General features: G+C 66.6%; 14 protein-coding genes. 12 read left to right on the forward strand and 2 right to left on the reverse strand.

Features of this window, described 5'->3' with window-relative positions; genetic code table 11:
- The first annotated feature begins 41 nt into the window (after positions 1–41).
- Positions 42–905, forward strand: a complete 864-nt coding sequence (locus tag QO207_RS16505) for a universal stress protein (RefSeq protein WP_301533429.1) — start codon at positions 42–44, stop codon at positions 903–905.
- 161 nt (positions 906–1,066) lie between these two features.
- On the opposite strand, the gene QO207_RS16510 is transcribed toward QO207_RS16505, so the two are convergent.
- Positions 1,067–1,543, reverse strand: a complete 477-nt coding sequence (locus tag QO207_RS16510) for a DUF1289 domain-containing protein (RefSeq protein WP_301533430.1) — start codon at positions 1,541–1,543, stop codon at positions 1,067–1,069.
- A 382-nt stretch (positions 1,544–1,925) separates the two neighbouring features.
- Between QO207_RS16510 and acnB the strand changes: the two genes are divergently transcribed.
- The 11 genes from acnB (at position 1,926) to cobA (ending at position 18,184) form a co-directional block, all read left to right on the forward strand.
- Positions 1,926–4,535 (forward strand): bifunctional aconitate hydratase 2/2-methylisocitrate dehydratase, encoded by a 2,610-nt coding sequence (gene acnB / locus QO207_RS16515; RefSeq protein WP_301533431.1) that lies wholly within the window; start codon positions 1,926–1,928, stop codon positions 4,533–4,535.
- A 459-nt stretch (positions 4,536–4,994) separates the two neighbouring features.
- The gene (locus tag QO207_RS16520; RefSeq protein ID WP_301533432.1) at positions 4,995–6,197 is read left to right on the forward strand and encodes a CmpA/NrtA family ABC transporter substrate-binding protein; all 1,203 of its coding nucleotides are present in this window, start codon (positions 4,995–4,997) and stop codon (positions 6,195–6,197) included.
- Positions 6,198–6,199: 2 nt separating this feature from the next.
- Positions 6,200–6,778, forward strand: coding sequence for an ANTAR domain-containing response regulator (locus QO207_RS16525; protein WP_301533433.1), 579 nt, complete (start codon positions 6,200–6,202; stop codon positions 6,776–6,778).
- A gap of 234 nt (positions 6,779–7,012) precedes the next feature.
- Entirely contained in the window at positions 7,013–7,705 is a 693-nt protein-coding gene (locus QO207_RS16530; RefSeq protein ID WP_301533434.1) for a polysaccharide lyase family 7 protein, read from the forward strand.
- Positions 7,706–7,803: 98 nt separating this feature from the next.
- Positions 7,804–8,232: a thioesterase family protein gene (locus QO207_RS16535; RefSeq protein ID WP_301533435.1), complete on the forward strand. Its 429-nt coding sequence runs from the start codon at positions 7,804–7,806 to the stop codon at positions 8,230–8,232.
- Between the two features lie 313 nt (positions 8,233–8,545).
- Positions 8,546–9,757 carry a NarK/NasA family nitrate transporter gene (locus QO207_RS16540; RefSeq protein WP_301533436.1) on the forward strand — a complete coding sequence of 404 codons (1,212 nt, stop codon included), beginning with the start codon at positions 8,546–8,548 and terminating at the stop codon, positions 9,755–9,757.
- Positions 9,758–9,873: 116 nt separating this feature from the next.
- Positions 9,874–11,544: a bifunctional protein-serine/threonine kinase/phosphatase gene (locus QO207_RS16545; RefSeq protein WP_301533437.1), complete on the forward strand. Its 1,671-nt coding sequence runs from the start codon at positions 9,874–9,876 to the stop codon at positions 11,542–11,544.
- Between the two features lie 267 nt (positions 11,545–11,811).
- Positions 11,812–14,262 (forward strand): nitrite reductase large subunit NirB, encoded by a 2,451-nt coding sequence (gene nirB / locus QO207_RS16550; protein WP_301533438.1) that lies wholly within the window; start codon positions 11,812–11,814, stop codon positions 14,260–14,262.
- Positions 14,263–14,331: 69 nt separating this feature from the next.
- The gene (gene nirD, locus QO207_RS16555; protein WP_301533439.1) at positions 14,332–14,661 is read left to right on the forward strand and encodes a nitrite reductase small subunit NirD; all 330 of its coding nucleotides are present in this window, start codon (positions 14,332–14,334) and stop codon (positions 14,659–14,661) included.
- Positions 14,662–14,695: 34 nt separating this feature from the next.
- Entirely contained in the window at positions 14,696–17,410 is a 2,715-nt protein-coding gene (locus QO207_RS16560) for a nitrate reductase (protein WP_301533440.1), read from the forward strand.
- A gap of 36 nt (positions 17,411–17,446) precedes the next feature.
- Positions 17,447–18,184 carry a uroporphyrinogen-III C-methyltransferase gene (cobA, locus tag QO207_RS16565; RefSeq protein WP_301533441.1) on the forward strand — a complete coding sequence of 246 codons (738 nt, stop codon included), beginning with the start codon at positions 17,447–17,449 and terminating at the stop codon, positions 18,182–18,184.
- Between the two features lie 67 nt (positions 18,185–18,251).
- Here cobA and QO207_RS16570 read toward each other — a convergent pair whose 3' ends face one another.
- Positions 18,252–19,313, reverse strand: coding sequence for an OmpA family protein (locus QO207_RS16570; protein ID WP_253451715.1), 1,062 nt, complete (start codon positions 19,311–19,313; stop codon positions 18,252–18,254).
- Positions 19,314–19,325: the final 12 nt, after the last annotated feature.

Raw genomic sequence — 19,325 nt, forward strand, 5'->3', positions numbered from 1 at the left:
CAGTTGTTCCACATAAACAACGCGCACGAAGGGAGACGATCATGCAAGCCATCCGTAGCATCCTCGTAGTCGTGGACCCGGACCAGCCGGAAGGTCTCGCGCTGAAACGGGCCCGCCTGATCGCCAGCGTGACCCAGTCGCACCTGCACCTGCTGGCCTGCGAGCGCCGCGCCGACTACAGCGCCAAGCTCGAACAGGTCACCGAGGTGCTGCGCCAGGAAGGCTTCAGCGCCTCCAGCCGCCAGGCCTGGAAGGACAACCTGCACCAGACCATCATCGCCGAGCAACTGGCCGAAGGCTGCGGCCTGGTGATCAAGCAGCACAGCCCGGACAACCCGCTGAAGAAGGCCCTGCTCACCCCGGACGACTGGAAGCTGCTGCGCTTCTGCCCTGCCCCCGTGCTGCTGGTGAAGACCAGCCTGCCGTGGGCCGGACGCAACATCCTCGCCGCCGTGGACGTGGGCAACAACGACATCGAGCACCGCACCCTCCACGCCGGAATCGTCAGCCACGCCTACGACATCGCCGGCCTCGCCCATGGCCAGCTACACGTGATCAGCGCGCACCCCTCGCCCATGCTTTCGGCCGCCGACCCCACCTTCCAGCTCAGCGAGACCATCGAGGCCAAGTACCGCGAGGCATGCAAGGCGTTCCAGGCCGAATACGGCGTGGATGACCAGCACCTGCACATCGAGGAAGGCCCGGCGGACGTGCTTATCCCCGCGGCCGCGCACAACCTCGACGCCGCCGTCACAGTGATTGGCAGCGTGGCGCGCACCGGGTTCGCCGGCGCGCTGATCGGCAATACCGCCGAGGTGGTGCTGGATACCCTGGAAAGCGACATCCTGGTACTCAAGCCGGACGACATCGTCGCCCACCTGGAAGAGGTCGCTGCCAGGCCCTGAAGGGCCTACACATGTAGGAGCGAGGGGGACGCCATCGTTATTGCTCGCGAACCCGCATAGCGCTGGAGCTGCCGGGGAATCCGTTCGCGAGCAAGCTCGCTCCTACGAAAAGCTCACAAAAAAGCCGCCCATCGGGCGGCTTTTTCATAGAGCAGGGCAAGTCAGGCCTGCGGCTCCAATCCCTCGGCGAGGAAACTCGGCGCGATATAGCGCTCATAATGCGCCTCGGAGAGGATGAAGAACTCCTTGTCGATGGCATCGCGCAGATCCGGCAGCGGCCAGCCGCGGAATTCCGGCAGCAGCGCCAGGCCGTAGGCCTCCACTTGGTTGATCATCCGCGAACCGCGAGCGATCAACTGGTAGGCCCAGCAATAGGGCGACTGCTCGGGCACGAAGCGGATCTGCCGCTGTTCCAGCTGGCTGCGCAGCAGGGGCGCATCGAACACCTCCAGCTTGGCCATCATCACCTGCGCCAGCAGGACCTCCAGACGGCTCAGGACCGCCCGCTTCTCCTCGTCGCCGTAGCGGTTCCAGTTCACCACTTCGTGGTGGAAACGCTTGCAACCACGGCAGACCAGGTCGCCATAGACCGTCGAGCAGAGCCCGACACAGGGGGTTTTGATGCGTTGCGAGGACATGGGCAAACAGATAGCTGGCAAAGCGGGCATGTTAGCCCTTTGTCTAGGCAAGATCACCCTTTGGCGCCACGCAAATCGGCTTACCACGGCCGATTAATTCCATTAGAATGGCTGCGCCTTTTTGGCGTCATTGTCCGAAAGAAGCTGTTTTCAAAGCGTCACGAAGCACAGATTCCGGCAGCCGCGCGGTCTGGGCGCCTCCCTCAAGCGCCCAGCCCCATCAGTCCCTGGCCACCCCGGCGTAAAACTTTGAAAACAGCTTCTGCCCGGAGATCGCCGGTGCCGTCGTAGGTCAGTGGATTACCGTCCACCATGCCTGACGAATGGATCGGAGAGGTCTCCTGGATACGCGTCCTCCGGGACCACTGATGAGGGAAATACTGTGCTTGAAGCCTATCGCAAACACGTAGAAGAGCGTGCCGCCCAGGGCGTCGTGCCCCAGCCGCTGAACGCCGAACAGACCGCTGGTCTGGTCGAACTCCTGAAGAACCCGCCGGCCGGCGAAGAAGAATTTCTCCTCGACCTGATCACCAACCGCGTACCGCCGGGCGTGGACGAAGCTGCCTACGTCAAGGCCGGTTTCCTGTCCGCCGTCGCCAAGGGTGAAGCTACCTCCCCGCTGCTCTCCAAGACCCGCGCCCTCGAGCTGCTGGGCACCATGCAGGGTGGCTACAACATCACCACCATGGTCGAGCTGCTGGACAGCGCCGAGCTGGCCGAAGTTGCCGCCGCGCAACTGAAGCACACCCTGCTGATGTTCGACGCCTTCCACGACGTCGCCGAGCGCGCCAAGAAAGGCAACGCCGCCGCCAAGGCCGTGCTGCAGTCCTGGGCCGATGGCGAGTGGTTCAAGGCCCGTCCGGCCGTCGCCGAGAAGCTGACCCTGACCGTGTTCAAGGTCCCCGGCGAAACCAACACCGACGACCTGTCCCCCGCGCCGGACGCCTGGTCGCGCCCTGACATCCCGCTGCACGCCCTGGCCATGCTGAAAATGGCCCGCGACGGCATCGAGCCGATCCAGCCGGGCTCCGTCGGTCCGCTGAAGCAGATCGAAGCGGTCAAGGCCAAGGGCTTCCCGGTTGCCTACGTCGGTGACGTGGTCGGTACCGGTTCTTCCCGTAAATCCGCCACCAACTCGGTGCTGTGGTTCTTCGGCGACGACATCCCCTACGTGCCGAACAAGCGCGGCGGCGGTTTCTGCTTCGGCACCAAGATCGCCCCGATCTTCTACAACACCATGGAAGACGCTGGCGCCCTGCCGATTGAATTCGACTGCACCAACCTGGCCATGGGCGACGTCATCGACGTGTACCCGTACGAAGGCAAGGTTACCCGTCATGACAGCGGCGAAGTGGTCACCACCTTCGAGCTGAAGACCCCGGTTCTGCTGGATGAAGTCCGCGCCGGCGGCCGTATCCCGCTGATCGTTGGCCGTGGCCTGACCGAGAAGGCCCGCGCCGAGCTGGGTCTGCCTGCGTCCGACCTGTTCAAGAAGCCGGAAGCGCCGGCCGACAGCGGCAAGGGCTTCACCCTCGCGCAGAAGATGGTTGGCCGCGCCTGCGGTCTGGCCGAAGGCCAGGGTGTACGTCCGGGTACCTACTGCGAACCGAAGATGACCACCGTCGGTTCCCAGGACACCACCGGCCCGATGACCCGCGACGAGCTGAAAGACCTGGCTTGCCTGGGCTTCTCCGCCGACCTGGTGATGCAGTCCTTCTGCCACACCGCTGCCTATCCGAAGCCGATCGACGTCAAGACCCACCACACCCTGCCGGACTTCATCATGACCCGCGGCGGTGTCTCCCTGCGTCCGGGCGACGGCATCATCCACAGCTGGCTGAACCGCATGCTGCTGCCTGACACCGTCGGCACCGGCGGCGACTCGCACACCCGCTTCCCGATCGGCATCAGCTTCCCGGCCGGTTCCGGCCTGGTCGCCTTCGCCGCGGCCACCGGCGTCATGCCGCTGGACATGCCGGAATCGGTTCTGGTGCGCTTCAAGGGCCAGCTGCAACCGGGCATCACCCTGCGTGACCTGGTCCATGCGATCCCCTACTACGCCATCCAGGCTGGCCTGCTGACCGTCGAGAAGAAGGGCAAGAAGAACATCTTCTCCGGCCGCATCCTCGAGATCGAAGGCCTGAACGACCTGACCGTCGAACAAGCCTTCGAGCTGTCCGACGCCTCCGCCGAGCGTTCGGCTGCCGGTTGCACCATCAAGCTGCCGGAAGACGCCATCGCCGAGTACCTGAAATCCAACATCACCCTGCTGCGCTGGATGATCGGCGAAGGCTACGGCGACGCCCGTACCCTGGAGCGCCGCGCGCAAGCGATGGAAGCCTGGCTGGCCAACCCGCAACTGCTGGAAGCCGACAAGGACGCCGAGTACGCCGCGGTCATCGAGATCGACCTGGCCGACGTCAAGGAGCCGGTACTCTGCGCTCCGAACGACCCGGACGACGCTCGCCTGCTGTCCAGCGTCGAAGGCCGCAAGATCGATGAAGTCTTCATCGGTTCCTGCATGACCAACATCGGTCACTTCCGCGCTGCCGGCAAACTGCTGGACAAGGTCAAGGGTGGCATTCCGACCCGTCTGTGGCTGGCTCCGCCGACCAAGATGGACGCCCACCAGCTGACCGAGGAAGGCTACTACGGCATCTACGGCAAGGCTGGCGCGCGCATGGAAATGCCGGGCTGCTCGCTGTGCATGGGTAACCAGGCTCGCGTACAGACCGGCTCCACCGTGGTCTCCACTTCGACCCGTAACTTCCCGAACCGTCTGGGCGACGCCACCGACGTGTTCCTGGCATCCGCCGAGCTGGCCGCTGTCGCTTCGATCATCGGCAAGCTGCCGACCGTCGAGGAGTACATGGCTTACGCGAAGGATATCGACAGCATGTCTGCCGACATCTACCGCTACCTGAGCTTCGACCAGATCGCCGAGTTCCGCGAAGCTGCAGCCAACGCGAAGATCCCGGCCGTCCAGGTCTGAGACTCCTAGCGTGATGAAAAGCCCCGCCCAGTGCGGGGCTTTTTCTTTTCTGCGAGGCCCGGAATAGACGGCCTCGCGCCGACACTAACGATGGGCCTAATACTTATTGACCGGTTGCACCACAGGCCACCGGGGCTAAGGTGGACGACAGGCTCCTGCCGATTTCCGTGCCCAGGTGTCCTTGTGGAACCCTCCAGAGGTGCGCTCCCTTCCTCTGCGCCCCGCCGGTACATGGCGGGGCTTCTTTTTATCTGCAAGCCGGTTTTCTACACGCTGGCTGTCTACACGTTGCCTGTCTGCACGCAGGCTATCCGCTCGCTGGCACAGCCCTTGCTCCGCCTCTGACAGCTGCGATCCAACGGCGGATCGCCCGGCAATCAGTAATCGACAATGACGTCGCTGCCACCGCCCTTCACGGCCGGTGGCGCGGCGCTTTTTGCCTTCTGTTCAGAGGTGGAGATGATCGACAGCACCCGCGCAGCCCCGGACAGCCTGGCCTGGGTGGCCGGCTCCGATGCCCCGGAGAAGACCGCGCTCAACCTGGGCTTCATGGCCCTCACCGACTCCGCCTCGCTGGTGGTGGCCGCGACCCAGGGCTTCGGCCAGCCCTATGGCCTGACCCTCAACCTGCAGCGGCAGAACTCCTGGGCCGGGCTGCGTGACCGCCTGCTCAGCGGTGAACTGGACGCCGCGCAGAGCCTCTACGGGCTCATCTACGACCTGCAACTGGGCCTGGGCGGCGCCCCGGCCACCGACATGGCCGTGCTCATGGGGCTGTGCCAGAACGGCCAGTCGATCAACCTCTCCGCTCCGCTGCTGCGCGACGGCGTGACCTGCGCTGAAGCACTGCAAAGCCACGTGCGCCAGAACGGTGCGCAACTGACCCTGGCCCACACCTACCCCACCGGCACCCACGCCCTGTGGCTGTACTACTGGCTGGCCAGCCACGGCATCCATCCGCTGCAGGACGTGCGCAGCCTGGTGGTGCCTCCAGCACAGATGGTCGAGCACCTGAAGGCCGGGCGCATCGACGGTTTCTGCGCCGGTGGCCCCTGGGGCGCCCTGGCGGTGGACCAGGGGATGGGCTTCACCCTCGCCACCAGCCAGCAGATCTGGCCGGACCATCCGGAAAAGGTGCTGGGCAGCACCCGCGCCTTCGTCGAGGAATATCCCAACACCGCCCGCGCGCTGGTCATGAGCCTGCTGGATGCCAGCCGCTTCATCGAAGCCAGTGAGGGCAACCTGCGCAGCGCCGCCCAGCTGATCAGCAACGAGGACTACATCGACGCGCCGCTCGCCAGCATCGAGCCGCGCCTGCTCGGTCGCTACCAGGACGGCCTCGGCCACGCCTGGCAGGACCCGCACCCGCTGCGCTTCTTCAATGACGGCCAGGCCACCTGCCCCTGGCTTTCCGACGGGCTGTGGTTCATGACCCAGTTCCGCCGCTGGGGCCTGCTGCGCGAGGACGTCGACTACCTCGGCATCGCCCGCCAAGTGCAGCAGCTCGACCTGTACCGCGAAGCCGCCAGCGCCGTGGGCGTCAGCGTGCCGGCTGCCGAGATGCGCAGCTCGACCCTGATCGACGGCCGCGTCTGGGACGGTAGCGACCCAGCCGGCTATGCCCGCAGTTTCGCGCTCAACGCCCTGGCCGAGCGAGGTTGAACATGCTGCGCGTCCTGCTGATCAACGACACCCCGAAAAAGGTCGGGCGCCTCAAGGCTGCCCTGGTGGAAAGCGGCTTCGAAGTCATCGACGAATCCGGCCTCACCGTCGACCTGGCGCAGCGCGTGGAGGCCCTGCACCCCGACGTGATCCTCATCGACACCGAATCCCCCGGCCGCGACGTGATGGAACAGGTGGTGCTGGTTAGCCGCGACCAGCCACGGCCCATCGTCATGTTCACCGACGAGCACGACCCGCAGGTGATGCGCCAGGCCATCCGCTCCGGGGTCAGCGCCTACATAGTCGAGGGCATCCAGGCCGAGCGCCTGCAACCGATCCTCGACGTGGCCATGGCCCGCTTCGAGAGCGACCAGGCCCTGCGCGCCCAGTTGCAGGCGCGCGAGCTGCAACTGGCCGAGCGCAAGCGCATCGAGCTGGCGAAGGGCTTGCTGATGAAGATGAAAGGCTGCGCCGAGGAAGAGGCCTACACCCTGATGCGCCGCCAGGCCATGGGCCGCCAGCAGAAACTGGCGCAGGTGGCGGAGCAGATCATCGCCATGCACGAGATGCTGGGGCACTGATCGAGCAGAAGCCGCACCGGCCAACTGCCAGCGGCGGCACCGCGCGATCAATTCGCCAGTCATGAGGCTGGCCCCCGGCTGATCCGCAACGGCCTATCCTGCGCACGCCCGGCTGCAGGCCGGGCCCCTGGAGCGCCATCGGCAGGTTCCGATGACGCATCGCAGTGGTCGCCGCCGGCTAGGCACCTCGGCGCCCACCCGACCTGCCGCGCGCGGCACAGCAAGGGCAAGCCCATGATCGACCTCACAACCTGGAACCTCAGCGTTCCCACCGACCCCAGCCCCACCGAAGTCAGCACCGCGCAGATCGCCCGCGGCTATGAAAGCCGCTACTTCCAGCGCGACGGCGGGCAAGTGGTGTTCTGGGTGCCGGTAACCGGCTCCCACACCTCCGACAGCGTCTTCCCGCGCAGCGAACTGCGCGAGACCCTGACCGACGGCGAAGTCTCCAACTGGTACTACAACCAAGGCGACAACGAACTGCGCGTCACCATGAGCGTTCAGCAGGTACCATCGAAGAACAAGATCATCATCGGCCAGATCCACAGCCGCTCACCCTACACCGGCGACGGCGAACCGCTGGTCAAGCTGCAGTACCACTACATTCCCGACCAGCAGAGCGGGCGCCTGGAGGCCCTGGTGCGCAACCACCCGGACGACAGCGCCAGCATTAACGTGCCGCTGCTGGACAACGTCGCCCTCGACCAGCGCTTCAACTACAGCCTGCGCGTCACCTCGGTGGGCAACCTGGCCATCCGCGTGGAAAGCTCCGACGGCCGCGCCAACTACTACCGCAAGATCCTCAGCACCACCTGGTCCAAGCAACTGCTCTACTTCAAGGCCGGCGCCTACATCAACGACAACTACGGCAGCAGCAGCGAAGGCGCGCGGGTGACCGTGTACCACCTCAACTCGGCGCACCGCTGAGCCGTCATTCATCGGTCTGATGAGGCACGGGGGCGCCGGACTGCGCGTAGAATGCGCGGCACATCCGCACTACCCGTCGCCTTGTCACCGAGAACACCATGGCCCGCCTGAAACTGGAATTCCCCGAAGAACTGTTCATCTACAGCACCAAGCTCACCGTCCGGGTCACCGACATCAACGGCGCCAAGCACCTGGGCAACGACTCGATGATCTCGATGATCTCCGAGGCCCGCGCGCGCTTCCTGTTCGACTACGGCATCCGCGAGACCGGCATCATCGTCACCGACCTCGCCACCACCTACCGCGCCGAGGCCCACGCCCGCGACCAGCTGCTGTTCGAGGTCGGCGTCATGGACTTCAACAAGTACGGCGGCGACATCATCTTCCGCATCACCCGCCCGGCCGACGACACCCTGGTGGCCATGGCAAAGTCCGGCTTCGTGTTCTTCGACTACCAGGTCGGCAAGGTCACGCCGATCCCCGAGGCCTTCCGCGACACCTTCCCCAACGTCAACTGGATCGCCTGACGCTCCAGTACGGGGCACGCCGGCCCACGGCGCGCCCTTCGATGGACCATCCCTGATCCTGCCCCACCTCTCATCCCCTTGATCCGCCTGGGATTTCCCATCCTGGCCCGCGCCTTGCTCTGCACAGGGCGATGGTAGTCAACGGCGATTACCCGACTTCGACAAAGGCGTCGCATCCACACCCGCGCACAGCGGTGGGTGGAGCGACGCCTTTTTCGTTTGCCCCGGCGCAGGGGCACAGAACCTTCTCGAACCCGGCGGCTGCCACGTGGCGCACGACCGGGCTCCTCTACCGTCGATGATGAGGTGTTCGATGAACACGAGTTTCTGGAAAGCCGGCCATGCGCCGACCCTGTTTGCCGCCTTCCTGTATTTCGACCTGAGCTTCATGGTCTGGTACGTCCTCGGCCCGCTGGCGGTACAGATCGCCACCGACCTGCAGCTGACCACCCAGCAGCGCGCGCTGATGGTTGCCACGCCTATCCTCTCCGGCGCCATCCTGCGCTTCCTCATGGGCCTGCTGGCCGATCGCTGGTCGCCCAAGGCCGCGGGCATCCTCGGCCAGATCATCGTCATCTGCGCGCTGTTCGGCGCCTGGCGGCTGGGCATCCACAGCCTGGAGCAGGCGATGATCCTCGGCGTGCTGCTAGGCATGGCCGGCGCCTCGTTTGCCGTGGCGTTGCCATTGGCCTCGCAATGGTACCCACCGCAGCACCAGGGCAAGGCCATGGGCATCGCCGGCGCCGGCAACTCCGGCACTGTGCTCACCGCGCTGTTCGCCCCGGCCATCGCCGCCGCCTTCGGCTGGCAGAACGTGTTCGGCTTCGCGCTGATCCCGCTGCTGGCTACCCTGGTGGTGTTCGCCCTGCTCGCCCGTAACGCCCCCGAACGCCCGCCGGCCAAGTCCCTGGCGGACTACCTGAAGGCCCTCGGTGACCGCGACAGCTGGTGGTTCATGTTCTTTTACAGCGTGACCTTCGGCGGCTTCCTCGGCCTGGCCAGCACCCTGCCCGGCTACTTCCACGACCAGTACGGCCTCGATCCGGTGACGGCCGGCTACTACACCGCCGCCTGCGTCTTCGCCGGCAGCCTGATGCGCCCGCTGGGCGGCGCCCTGGCCGACCGCATCGGCGGCATCCGCAGCCTGCTGGTGATGTACACCGTCGCCGCGATCTGCATCGCCGCGGTGGGCTTCCACCTGCCCAGCGCGGTGGCGGCGCTGAGCCTCTTCGTGTGCGCCATGCTCAGCCTCGGCGCGGGCAACGGTGCGGTGTTCCAATTGGTTCCGCAACGCTTCCGCCAGACCATCGGCGTGATGACCGGCCTGATCGGCATGGCCGGCGGCATCGGCGGCTTCTGCCTGACGGCGGGCCTGGGCGCGATCAAGCAGGCCACCGGTGACTACCAGCTCGGCCTCTGGCTGTTCGCCAGCCTCGGCGTGCTCGCGTGGTTCGGCCTGCACGCGGTGAAAGCCCGCTGGCGCACCACCTGGGGTAGCGCGGCCGTTACCGCTGCGCGGGTCTGAACGATGCGTCTTTGTAGGAGCGAGCTTGCTCGCGAACCGCTCGACACCGAAGTCGCCTGGAAATCAGTTCGCGAGCAACAACGATGGCGTCCCCCTCGCTCCTACAGGTGGCCGCGATGACCTTGCAGCTTTCCTTCGCCCAGGCCAGCGCCACCGGCCCGCGCGCTGAGAACCAGGACGCCCTGCGGGTGGTCACCCCGCCCGCCGGGCTGGCCGCCAGCAAGGGGCACCTGTTCGCCATCGCCGACGGCGTCAGCCATTGCGCCGATGGCGGTCTGGCCGCGCGCCTGAGCCTGCAGGCGCTGGCCGCCGACTACTACGCCACCCCCGAGACCTGGGCCGTCGCCCAGGCCCTCGACCGCCTGCTGCTCTCGCAGAACCGCTGGTTGCAGGCCAACGGCGGCGGCCAGCCACTGCTCACCACCCTCACCGCGCTGGTCCTGCGCGGCCGGCGCTTCACCCTTGCCCACGTCGGCGACTGCCGCCTCTACCGCTGGCAAGCCGGGCAACTGGATTGCCTGACCCAGGACCACGTGTGGGAACAGCCCGGCATGCAGCACGTGCTCAAGCGCGCGCTGGGCCTCGACCAGCACCTGGTAGTGGACTACTGCGACGGCGAGCTGGAGGCCGGGCAGAGCTTCCTGCTGGTCAGCGACGGCATCTGGGGGGCCCTGGGCGACAGCGCCATCCAGCGCCTGCTGGAGGACGCGCAAAGCCTACAGGCCTGTGCCGACGCACTGGTCAGCGCCGCCCACCTGGCCGGCAGCCAGGACAACGCCAGCGCCCTGCTGCTGCAGGTGGACGAACTGCCGCCGGCGAGCCTCGGCGATGCCCTTGCCCAGCTCGACCACTGGCCTGCGCCGCCTGCCCTGCGGGACGGCCAGGACTTCGAAGGCTGGCAGATCGAAGGCAAGCTGGCCCAGTCCCGCCAATCGCTGATCTACCGCGTACGCGACCGGCAGAATCGCCCCTGGCTGCTCAAGACCCTGCCGCCGGCGCTGCGCGACTCCCCGGAGGCCGCCCAGGCGCTGCTGCTGGAGGAGTGGTTCCTGCGCCGCGTGCAGGGCCGCTACTTCCCCGAGCTGCACAGCCTGCCGCAACGCCAACACCTGTATTACGTGATGCGCGAGTATCCAGGGCAGACGCTGGACCAGCACCTGAAACTCAACGGCCCGCTGAACCTGCCCGACTGGCAGGACCTCGCCCAGCGCCAGCTGCGCGGTCTGGGCCAGCTGCACCGGCGCAACATCCTGCACCGCGACATCAAACCGGAGAACCTGCACTGGGCCGCCGACGGCGAGCTGCGCCTGCTGGACTTCGGCCTGGCCTACTGCCCCGGACTGTCACAGGAGGACCCGCATGACCTGCCCGGCACCCCGAGCTACCTCGCCCCGGAATCCTTCCAGGGCGCGGCGCCGGACGCCCGCCAGGACCTCTACGCGGCCGGCGTCACCCTCTACCGCCTGCTCTGCGGGCACTACCCCTACGGCGAGATCGAAGCCTTCCAGCATCCGCGCTTCGGCACGGCCACCCCGGCCAGCCGCTATCGCCCGGACGTACCGGCCTGGCTCGACGACTGGCTGGCGAAACTGATCGCCGCCCAGCCGCAACAGCGCTTCGAAACCGCCGAGGAATGCCTGCTTGCCCTGGAGCAAGGCGAACGGCAGGCCCCGGCGCGCCCGCGTCCCTTGCTGGAACGCGAGCCGCTGCGGGTCTGGCGCGGCGTCGCGCTGGCCTCGCTGGCGATCAACCTGGGGCTGCTGCTCTGGCTGCTGCACGGGGGCTGAAGGCGCACCAGTTCGGTTCGCAGCGCATCAGCGCAGTGCAGCGATCACGCCGATCCGCCGGGCCGGCCGGCTGAAAGCCCTGCAAACCGGGGCTCAAGCAAGTTGGCACAGCCCCTGCAATGACCCTGGCAACAATCTACAAAAGCGCGGCCCTCAACGAAGAGGCTCGCACTTCCCGATCGATCGGGACTTGGACAAAGGCGTCCTCGCTGGGTAACCGGCGGGACGCCTTTTTTGTTTTCCGCGATTGCGTGACGGAGCACTGACATGAAAAAGCTCAAGCTCGTACTGATCGGCAACGGCATGGCCGGTGTGCGCACCCTCGAAGAACTGCTGAAGATCGCACCGGACCTCTACGACATCACCGTGTTCGGCGCCGAGCCGCACCCCAACTACAACCGCATCCTGCTCTCCCCCGTACTGGCCGGCGAGCAGGCCTTCGAGGACATCGTCCTCAACGACCTCAACTGGTACAGCGAGAACGGCATCCGCCTGCTGCTCAACCGCAAGGTCAGCCGCATCGACCGTCATCGCCGCAAGGTCTACGCCGAAGACGGCACCGAGGCCGAGTACGACCGCCTGCTGATCGCCACCGGCTCCAACCCCTTCATCCTGCCGGTGCCGGGCAGCCGCCTGCAGGGCGTGATCGGCTACCGCGACATCGCCGACACCCAGACCATGATCGACACTGCCGGCACCCACAGCCACGCGGTGGTCATCGGCGGCGGCCTGCTCGGCCTGGAAGCGGCCAACGGCCTCAAGCTGCGCGGCATGGACGTCACCGTGGTGCACCTCTCCGACTGGCTGCTGGAACGCCAGCTGGACCGCACCGCCGGCAAGCTGCTGCAGGAAGCGCTGGAAGCGCGCGGCATCGGGTTCCGCCTGAACACCCACACCGAAGAGCTGATCGACGACGGTAGCGGGCGCGTCTGCGCCATCCGCTTCAAGGATGGCGAAGTGATCGCCGCCGACCTGGTGGTGATGGCCGCCGGCATCCGCCCCAACACCGAACTGGCGGAGAAGACCGGCCTGCCCTGCAACCGCGGCATCCTGGTCAACGACACCCTGCAGACCTACGACCCACGCATCTACGCCCTGGGCGAATGCGCCAGCCACCGCGGCATCGCCTACGGTCTGGTGGCACCGCTGTTCGAGCAGGCCAAGGTCTGCGCCAACCACCTGGCGATGCTCGGCTTTGCTCGCTACCAGGGCTCGGTGACCTCCACCAAGCTCAAGGTCACCGGCATCGACCTGTTCTCCGCCGGCCAGTTCATGGGCGGCGAAGGTACCGAGACCATCACCCTCTCCGACCCCATCGGCGGCGTGTACAAGAAGCTGGTGATCAAGGACGACGTGCTGGTCGGCGCCTGCCTCTACGGCGACACCGCCGACGGCGGCTGGTACTTCCGGCAGATCCGCGAGAACCACAACGTCGGCGAAATCCGCGACCACCTGATGTTTGGCGAGAGCAGCGTTGGCGATACCGGCCACCAGGGCCAGAGCAGCGCGGCGAACATGCCGGATACCGCGGAAGTCTGCGGCTGCAACGGCGTGTGCAAGGGCACCATCGTCAAGGCGATCCAGGAGAACGGCCTGTTCAGCGTCGACGAGGTGAAGAAGCACACCAAGGCCGCCAGCTCCTGCGGCTCCTGCGCAGGGCTCGTGGAGCAGATCCTGATCAGCACCGTGGGCGGCGCGGCGGACGTGAAGCCCAAGAGCGAAAAAGCCATCTGCGGCTGCAGCGACCTCAACCACGGCCAGGTGCGCCAGGCGATCCGCGACCATCACCTGATCACCCTGAGCAGCGCCATGCGTTTCATGGACTGGCGCACCGCGGACGGCTGCGCCACCTGCCGCCCGGCGCTGAACTACTACCTGATCTCCACCTGGCCGGGCGAAGCCAGGGACGACCCGCAGTCGCGCCTGATCAACGAGCGCGCCCACGCCAACATCCAGAAGGACGGCACCTACTCGGTGGTCCCGCGCATGTGGGGTGGCGTCACCAACGCCGCCGAACTGCGGCGCATCGCCGACGTCGCCGACAAGTACCAGGTGCCCATGGTCAAGGTCACCGGCGGCCAGCGCATCGACCTGCTGGGCATCAGGAAAGACGACCTGCCGGCCATCTGGAAGGAACTGGACATGCCCTCCGGGCACGCCTACGGCAAGTCCATCCGCACCGTGAAGACCTGCGTCGGCAGCGAGTTCTGCCGCTTTGGCACGCAGAACTCGACCCAGCTGGGCATCGACCTGGAGCACGACCTGTTCAACATGTGGTCGCCGCACAAGGTCAAGCTGGCGGTCTCCGGCTGCCCGCGCAACTGCGCAGAGGCCGGCATCAAGGACATCGGCATCATCGGCGTGGACTCTGGTTGGGAGCTGTACATCGGCGGCAACGGCGGGATCAAGACCGAGGTGGCGGAGTTCTTTGTCAAGCTCAAGACCTCCGACGAAGTCCGCGAGTACAGCGGCGCCTTCCTCCAGCTCTACCGCGAGGAGGCCTTCTACCTCGAACGCACCGTGCACTACCTGCAGCGCGTCGGCATGGAGCGCATCCGCAAGGCCGTGCTGGAAGACGCGGACAACCGCCAGGCGCTCAACGCCCGCCTGCAATTCGCTCTGTCGCTGGAGCAGGACCCGTGGCAGGAACGCATAGCCCAGCAGCCGCTGAAGAAGGAATTCGAACGGATTCCCCTGACCCAGCTGGAACCCGCCTGAATGCCCGCCGGGCCCCGACACCGGGGCCCTGCTATCTAGCCCCTGCCACCCGATTGCCGGAGACACCCCATGAACTGGTTCGACATCTGCGCCCTGGACGACATCAACCCGCTGGGCTCGCGCGTCATCGCCGGCCCCAAGGGCGACATCGCGATCTTCCGCACTTCCGATGACGAGGTCTTCGCCCTCGACGACCGCTGTCCGCACAAGGGCGGCCCGCTGTCCCAGGGGCTGATCTACGGCAAGCGCGTGGCCTGCCCGCTGCACAACTGGCAGATCGAACTGGCCAGCGGCGAGGCCGTGGCCCCCGACCAGGGCTGCGCCCATCGCCACGAGGCGAAGGTCGAGGATGGCCGCGTGCTGCTGGCCCTGCGCGACAACCTCGCCCACTGCGCCTGATTCCCCTGCTGCTGATCCACGACGAGGCTGCGCCATGACCCACGACCGTCGCACCACCGCATCCACCTGCTGCTACTGCGGCGTGGGTTGCGGCGTACTGATCGAGCACGACGACGAGCGCATCCTCGGCGTGCAGGGCGACCCGCAGCATCCGGCCAACTTCGGCCGCCTGTGCAGCAAGGGTTCGACCCTGCACCTCACCGGCGATGCGGACGCCCGCGCGCAATTCCCGGAGCTGCGCCTGGGCAAGGGTTTGTCCCGCGCTCGCACCAACTGGGACACCGCGCTGGAACATGCCGCCGGCGTCTTCGCCGAAACCATTCGCGAGCACGGGCCGGACAGCGTGGCCTTCTACGTCTCCGGTCAGTTGCTCACCGAGGACTACTACGCCTTCAACAAGCTGGCCCGTGCCCTGGTCGGCACCAACAACATCGACAGCAATTCGCGCCTGTGCATGTCCTCGGCGGTGGTCGGCTACAAGCGCAGCCTCGGCGCCGACGCGCCGCCCTGCAGCTACGAGGACATCGAGCTGAGCGACTGCGTGATGATCGCCGGCAGCAACATGGCCTACGCCCACCCGGTGCTGTTCCGCCGCCTGGAAGAAGCCCGCGCGCGGCGCCCGGAAATGAAGCTGATCGTCATCGACCCGCGCGTCACCGACACCGCCGAGGCGGCCGACCTGCACCTGGCGATCCTGCCCGGCACCGACGTCGCGCTGTTCCACGGCATCCTGCACATCCTGCTCTGGGAAGGCTGGATCGACCGCGCCTTCATCGACGCCCACACCGACGGCCTGGATGAACTCAAGGCCCTGGTGCGCGACTACGGCCCGCTGGCCGTGGCAGAAATCTGCGGCATCGCCGTGGATGACCTGCAACGCGCGGCCCAATGGATCGGCCAGGCGCCGTCCTTCCTCTCGCTGTGGTGCATGGGCCTGAACCAGTCCAGCGCCGGCAGCGCGAAGAACAGCGCGCTGATCAACCTGCACCTGGCTACCGGGCAGATCGGCCGTCCGGGCGCCGGCCCCTTCTCCCTCACCGGCCAGCCCAATGCCATGGGCGGCCGCGAGACCGGCAGCCTGTGCAACCTGCTGCCCGGCCACCGCGAGGCGGCCAACGCCGAACACCGTACCGAGGTGGCTGCTTGCTGGGGCGTCGAACAGCTGCCGGAGAATCCCGGCCTCAGTGCCATCGAGCTCTTCGATGCGGTCCACGACGGGCGCATCAAGGCGCTGTGGATCGCCTGCACCAACCCGGCCCAATCGCTGCCGGACCAGACCCGCGTGCGCGAAGCCCTGGCCGCCTGCCCCCTCGTCATCGTCCAGGAAGCCTTCAGCACCAGCGAGACCTGCCAGTACGCCGACCTGCTGCTGCCGGCTGCGAGCTGGGGCGAAAAGGAAGGCACGGTGACCAACTCCGAACGCCGCATCAGCCACGTGCGCCGCGCCATCCCCGCCATCGGCGAGGCGCGGGCGGACTGGAGCATCGCCTGCGACTTCGCACGGCGCCTGGAGCAACGCCTGCGCCCCGGCAAACCCAGCCTGTTCGACTTCGACTCGCCGTCCGCGCTGTTCGACGAATACAAACTGCTGACCCGCGAGCGCGACCTCGATCTTTCCGGCATCGACTACGCGCTGCTGGACAGTCGCGGCCCGCAGCAATGGCCCTTCCGCACCGGCGCCTCCCAAGGCACCGAGCGCCTGTACGGCGACGGCCAGTTTCCCACCGCCAATGGCCGCGCCCGGCTGATCGCCGAGCCCTACCGCGCGCCGAAGGAGAAGCGCGACGCGCGCTACCCGCTGATCCTCAACACCGGCCGCCTGCGCGATCAGTGGCACGGCATGACCCGCACCGGCACCGCGCCGCAGCTGTTCGGCCACGTGGAAGAAGCCGTGCTCGGCCTGCACCCGGACGAACTGCGCCGCCGGCGCCTGCGCGACGGCCAACTGGTGCGCCTGCACAGCCGCCGTGGCGAACTGGTGCTGCCAGTGCAGGCCGACGAGCGCCTGCGCCCCGGCCAGGCCTTCCTGCCGATGCACTGGGGCGACCGCTTCCTCAAGGGCCTGGGCATCAACGTGCTCACCCTGCCAGCGGTGGACCCGCTGTCACGCCAGCCCGAACTGAAACACGCCACCGTGGAAGTCAGCCGCATCGAACTGCCCTGGCAGTTCTTCGCCCTGGTGGAGGGTGATGTGCAAAAGCGCTTCGACGCCCTGCGCCCGCTGTTCGAAGACCTGCGCTACGCGAGCTTCAGCCCCATCGGCCGCGAGCGCCCGGCCCTGGTGATCCGCGCGGCGCACCCGGAAGCACCCAGCGCGGAATGGCTGGCCCGCATCGACGCCCTGCTCGACCTTTCCGACGGCCCGGTCATGGCCTACGACGACCCGCGCCGCACCGTCGGCAAACGCGTGCGCATCGAACAATCGCGAATCGTCGCGCTGCGCCTGGCCGGCGAAACCGCCGCCCGCGCCTGGCTGCGTGAGTTGTGGAAGGAGGGCCGCGCCGACCAGGAGCTGCGCCGCTGGCTGCTCGCCCCGCTCAGTGCCGCCCCAGGTAAAGCCGGCGCGGCAGCGGACAAGACCCTGTGTAACTGCCTGAACGTCAGCCAGAGCCGCATCCAGGCTGGCATCGACAAGGGGCTGGACCTGGAAGGCCTCAAATGCGAACTCAAGTGCGGGACCGCCTGCGGCTCCTGCGTACCGGAAATCAAGCGCCTGCTGGCGCAGAAGCCGCTGGCCGCTACTGCCTGAATCAAGCCGCGAAGACGGCAGCCTGAGGAGAACGACATGAGTGGAAAAGTCTGGCTGATCGGTGCCGGCCCCGGCGACCCGGAATTGCTGACCCTGAAGGCCGTTCGCGCCCTGGCCCAGGCCGACGTGGTGCTGATCGACGACCTGGTGAATCCGGCGGTACTGGAGCACTGCCCTGGCGCGCGGGTGATCTCTGTCGGCAAACGCGGCGGCTGCCGCTCCACACCGCAGGAGTTCATCCACCGCCTGATGCTGCGCTACGCCCGCCAGGGGCGCCGCGTGGCACGCCTGAAAGGTGGCGACCCGTGCATCTTTGGCCGAGGCGGCGAAGAGGCCGACTGGCTCACTGCGCGCGGCATCAATTGCGAGCTGGTCAACGGCATCACTGCCGGGCTGGCAGCAGCGACTCAGTGCGGGATATCCGTGACCCTGCGCGGCGTCAGCCGGGGCGTGACCCTGGTAACCGCGCACACCCAAGACGACAGTCCGCTGAACTGGCGCGGCCTGGCCGAAGGCGGTACGACGCTGGTGGTGTACATGGGCGTGGCGAGACTGGCGGAGATCCGCGACGGCCTGCTCGACGGCGGCATGGCTGCTGGCACGCCGGTAGCGATGATCGAGAACGCTTCCCTGCCCGCCCAACGCGAATATCGCAGCCGGTTGGGCGACATGCTGGAAGACGCCCAGCGCTTTGCCCTGAAGAGCCCGGCGATCCTGGTGATCGGCGAAGTCGCCGCCGCTGCGCAACAGGCGGTCCTGGCCCGCAGCGCCTGAATCTCACTTTCCAGCAGGCAAAGAAAAACCCGGCCTAGGCCGGGTTTTTCTCAGGAGCTCAGACCGATTACTGCTTGGACTGGGCTTCTACTTCGGCTTCTACGCGGCGGTTAACAGCGCGGCCTTCGGCAGTTGCGTTGTCAGCAACCGGACGGGACTCACCGTAACCAACAGCGTTTACGCGGCCGCCTTCAACACCGTACTCGTTGACCAGTACGTCACGAACGGCGTTGGCACGACGCTCGGACAGTTTCTGGTTGTAGGCGTCGGTGCCGACGGAGTCGGTGTGGCCTTCAACGGTGGTGGAAGTGGACGGGTACTGCTTCATGAAGTCAGCCAGGTTTTTGATGTCAGCGTAGCTGTTCTCTTTGACCTTGGACTTGTCGAAGTCGAACTTCACGTCCAGCTGAACGCGAACGACTTCAGCAACAGCCGGGCAGCCGTTGGCGTCAACGGTGACGTTGGCCGGGGTGTTCGGGCACTTGTCGACGTTGTCGCAGACGCCATCGTTGTCGGAGTCGGAGCAGACTTCAGCAACCGGCTCGGGAGCCGGGGCCGGCTTGGCGCCGCCGCCGAAGTTCATGCCGACGCCCAGGCCAGCCATCCACTCGCCCTGGTGACCGTTGTCACGCTTCTCCAGGCCGTACTGGCCGTCGAGGCTGGCTTTAGCGTAGAAGTTTTCGGTGAAGTAGTACTTCAGACCGGTACCGACCATGGCCATGGTCAGGTTCTGACGGCTGCCGTTGTCGGAGTTGATGTTGGTCAGGCTCTGGTGGCCGACACCAGCCGAGACGTACGGACGCAGGTTGCCAGCGCCCGGGGTACCGAAGTGGTAGATGGCGTCCAGAGTGCTCAGGTTGCCATGGACCTTCTTGTTGCCGGTCTCGTAGGTGCCACGAACGTCGTGGTACTCACCGTAGGACAGAGCCAGCTCGACGTCGTCGGTCAGGAAGTAGCCAACCGAGCCGCCGTACAGGTCAGCGTTCTTCATGTTGCGGGTGCTGTCGGTGAAGTAGCGCTTGCCGAAAGCTTCTACTTCGACAGCGCCCTGGCCTTGAGCGAACGCATTGACAGCGGCGGTGGCGATCAGCGAGCCAACTACGACGCCTAAGGTGTTCTTCAGTTTCATCCGTTAAATCCC

This window comes from Pseudomonas sp. CAN1 (genome assembly GCF_030462585.1).
Taxonomy (GTDB): domain Bacteria; phylum Pseudomonadota; class Gammaproteobacteria; order Pseudomonadales; family Pseudomonadaceae; genus Pseudomonas.

Bases quoted from the DNA above. Each gene is read 5' to 3' on its own strand.
- QO207_RS16505 (WP_301533429.1), top strand. From the start codon at position 42: ATGCAAGCCATCCGTAGCATCCTCGTAGTCGTGGACCCGGACCAGCCG.
- QO207_RS16510 (WP_301533430.1), bottom strand. From the start codon at position 1,543: ATGTCCTCGCAACGCATCAAAACCCCCTGTGTCGGGCTCTGCTCGACG.
- QO207_RS16520 (WP_301533432.1), top strand. From the start codon at position 4,995: ATGATCGACAGCACCCGCGCAGCCCCGGACAGCCTGGCCTGGGTGGCC.
- QO207_RS16525 (WP_301533433.1), top strand. From the start codon at position 6,200: ATGCTGCGCGTCCTGCTGATCAACGACACCCCGAAAAAGGTCGGGCGC.
- QO207_RS16530 (WP_301533434.1), top strand. From the start codon at position 7,013: ATGATCGACCTCACAACCTGGAACCTCAGCGTTCCCACCGACCCCAGC.
- QO207_RS16535 (WP_301533435.1), top strand. From the start codon at position 7,804: ATGGCCCGCCTGAAACTGGAATTCCCCGAAGAACTGTTCATCTACAGC.
- QO207_RS16540 (WP_301533436.1), top strand. From the start codon at position 8,546: ATGAACACGAGTTTCTGGAAAGCCGGCCATGCGCCGACCCTGTTTGCC.
- QO207_RS16545 (WP_301533437.1), top strand. From the start codon at position 9,874: ATGACCTTGCAGCTTTCCTTCGCCCAGGCCAGCGCCACCGGCCCGCGC.
- nirB (WP_301533438.1), top strand. From the start codon at position 11,812: ATGAAAAAGCTCAAGCTCGTACTGATCGGCAACGGCATGGCCGGTGTG.
- nirD (WP_301533439.1), top strand. From the start codon at position 14,332: ATGAACTGGTTCGACATCTGCGCCCTGGACGACATCAACCCGCTGGGC.
- QO207_RS16560 (WP_301533440.1), top strand. From the start codon at position 14,696: ATGACCCACGACCGTCGCACCACCGCATCCACCTGCTGCTACTGCGGC.
- cobA (WP_301533441.1), top strand. From the start codon at position 17,447: ATGAGTGGAAAAGTCTGGCTGATCGGTGCCGGCCCCGGCGACCCGGAA.
- QO207_RS16570 (WP_253451715.1), bottom strand. From the start codon at position 19,313: ATGAAACTGAAGAACACCTTAGGCGTCGTAGTTGGCTCGCTGATCGCC.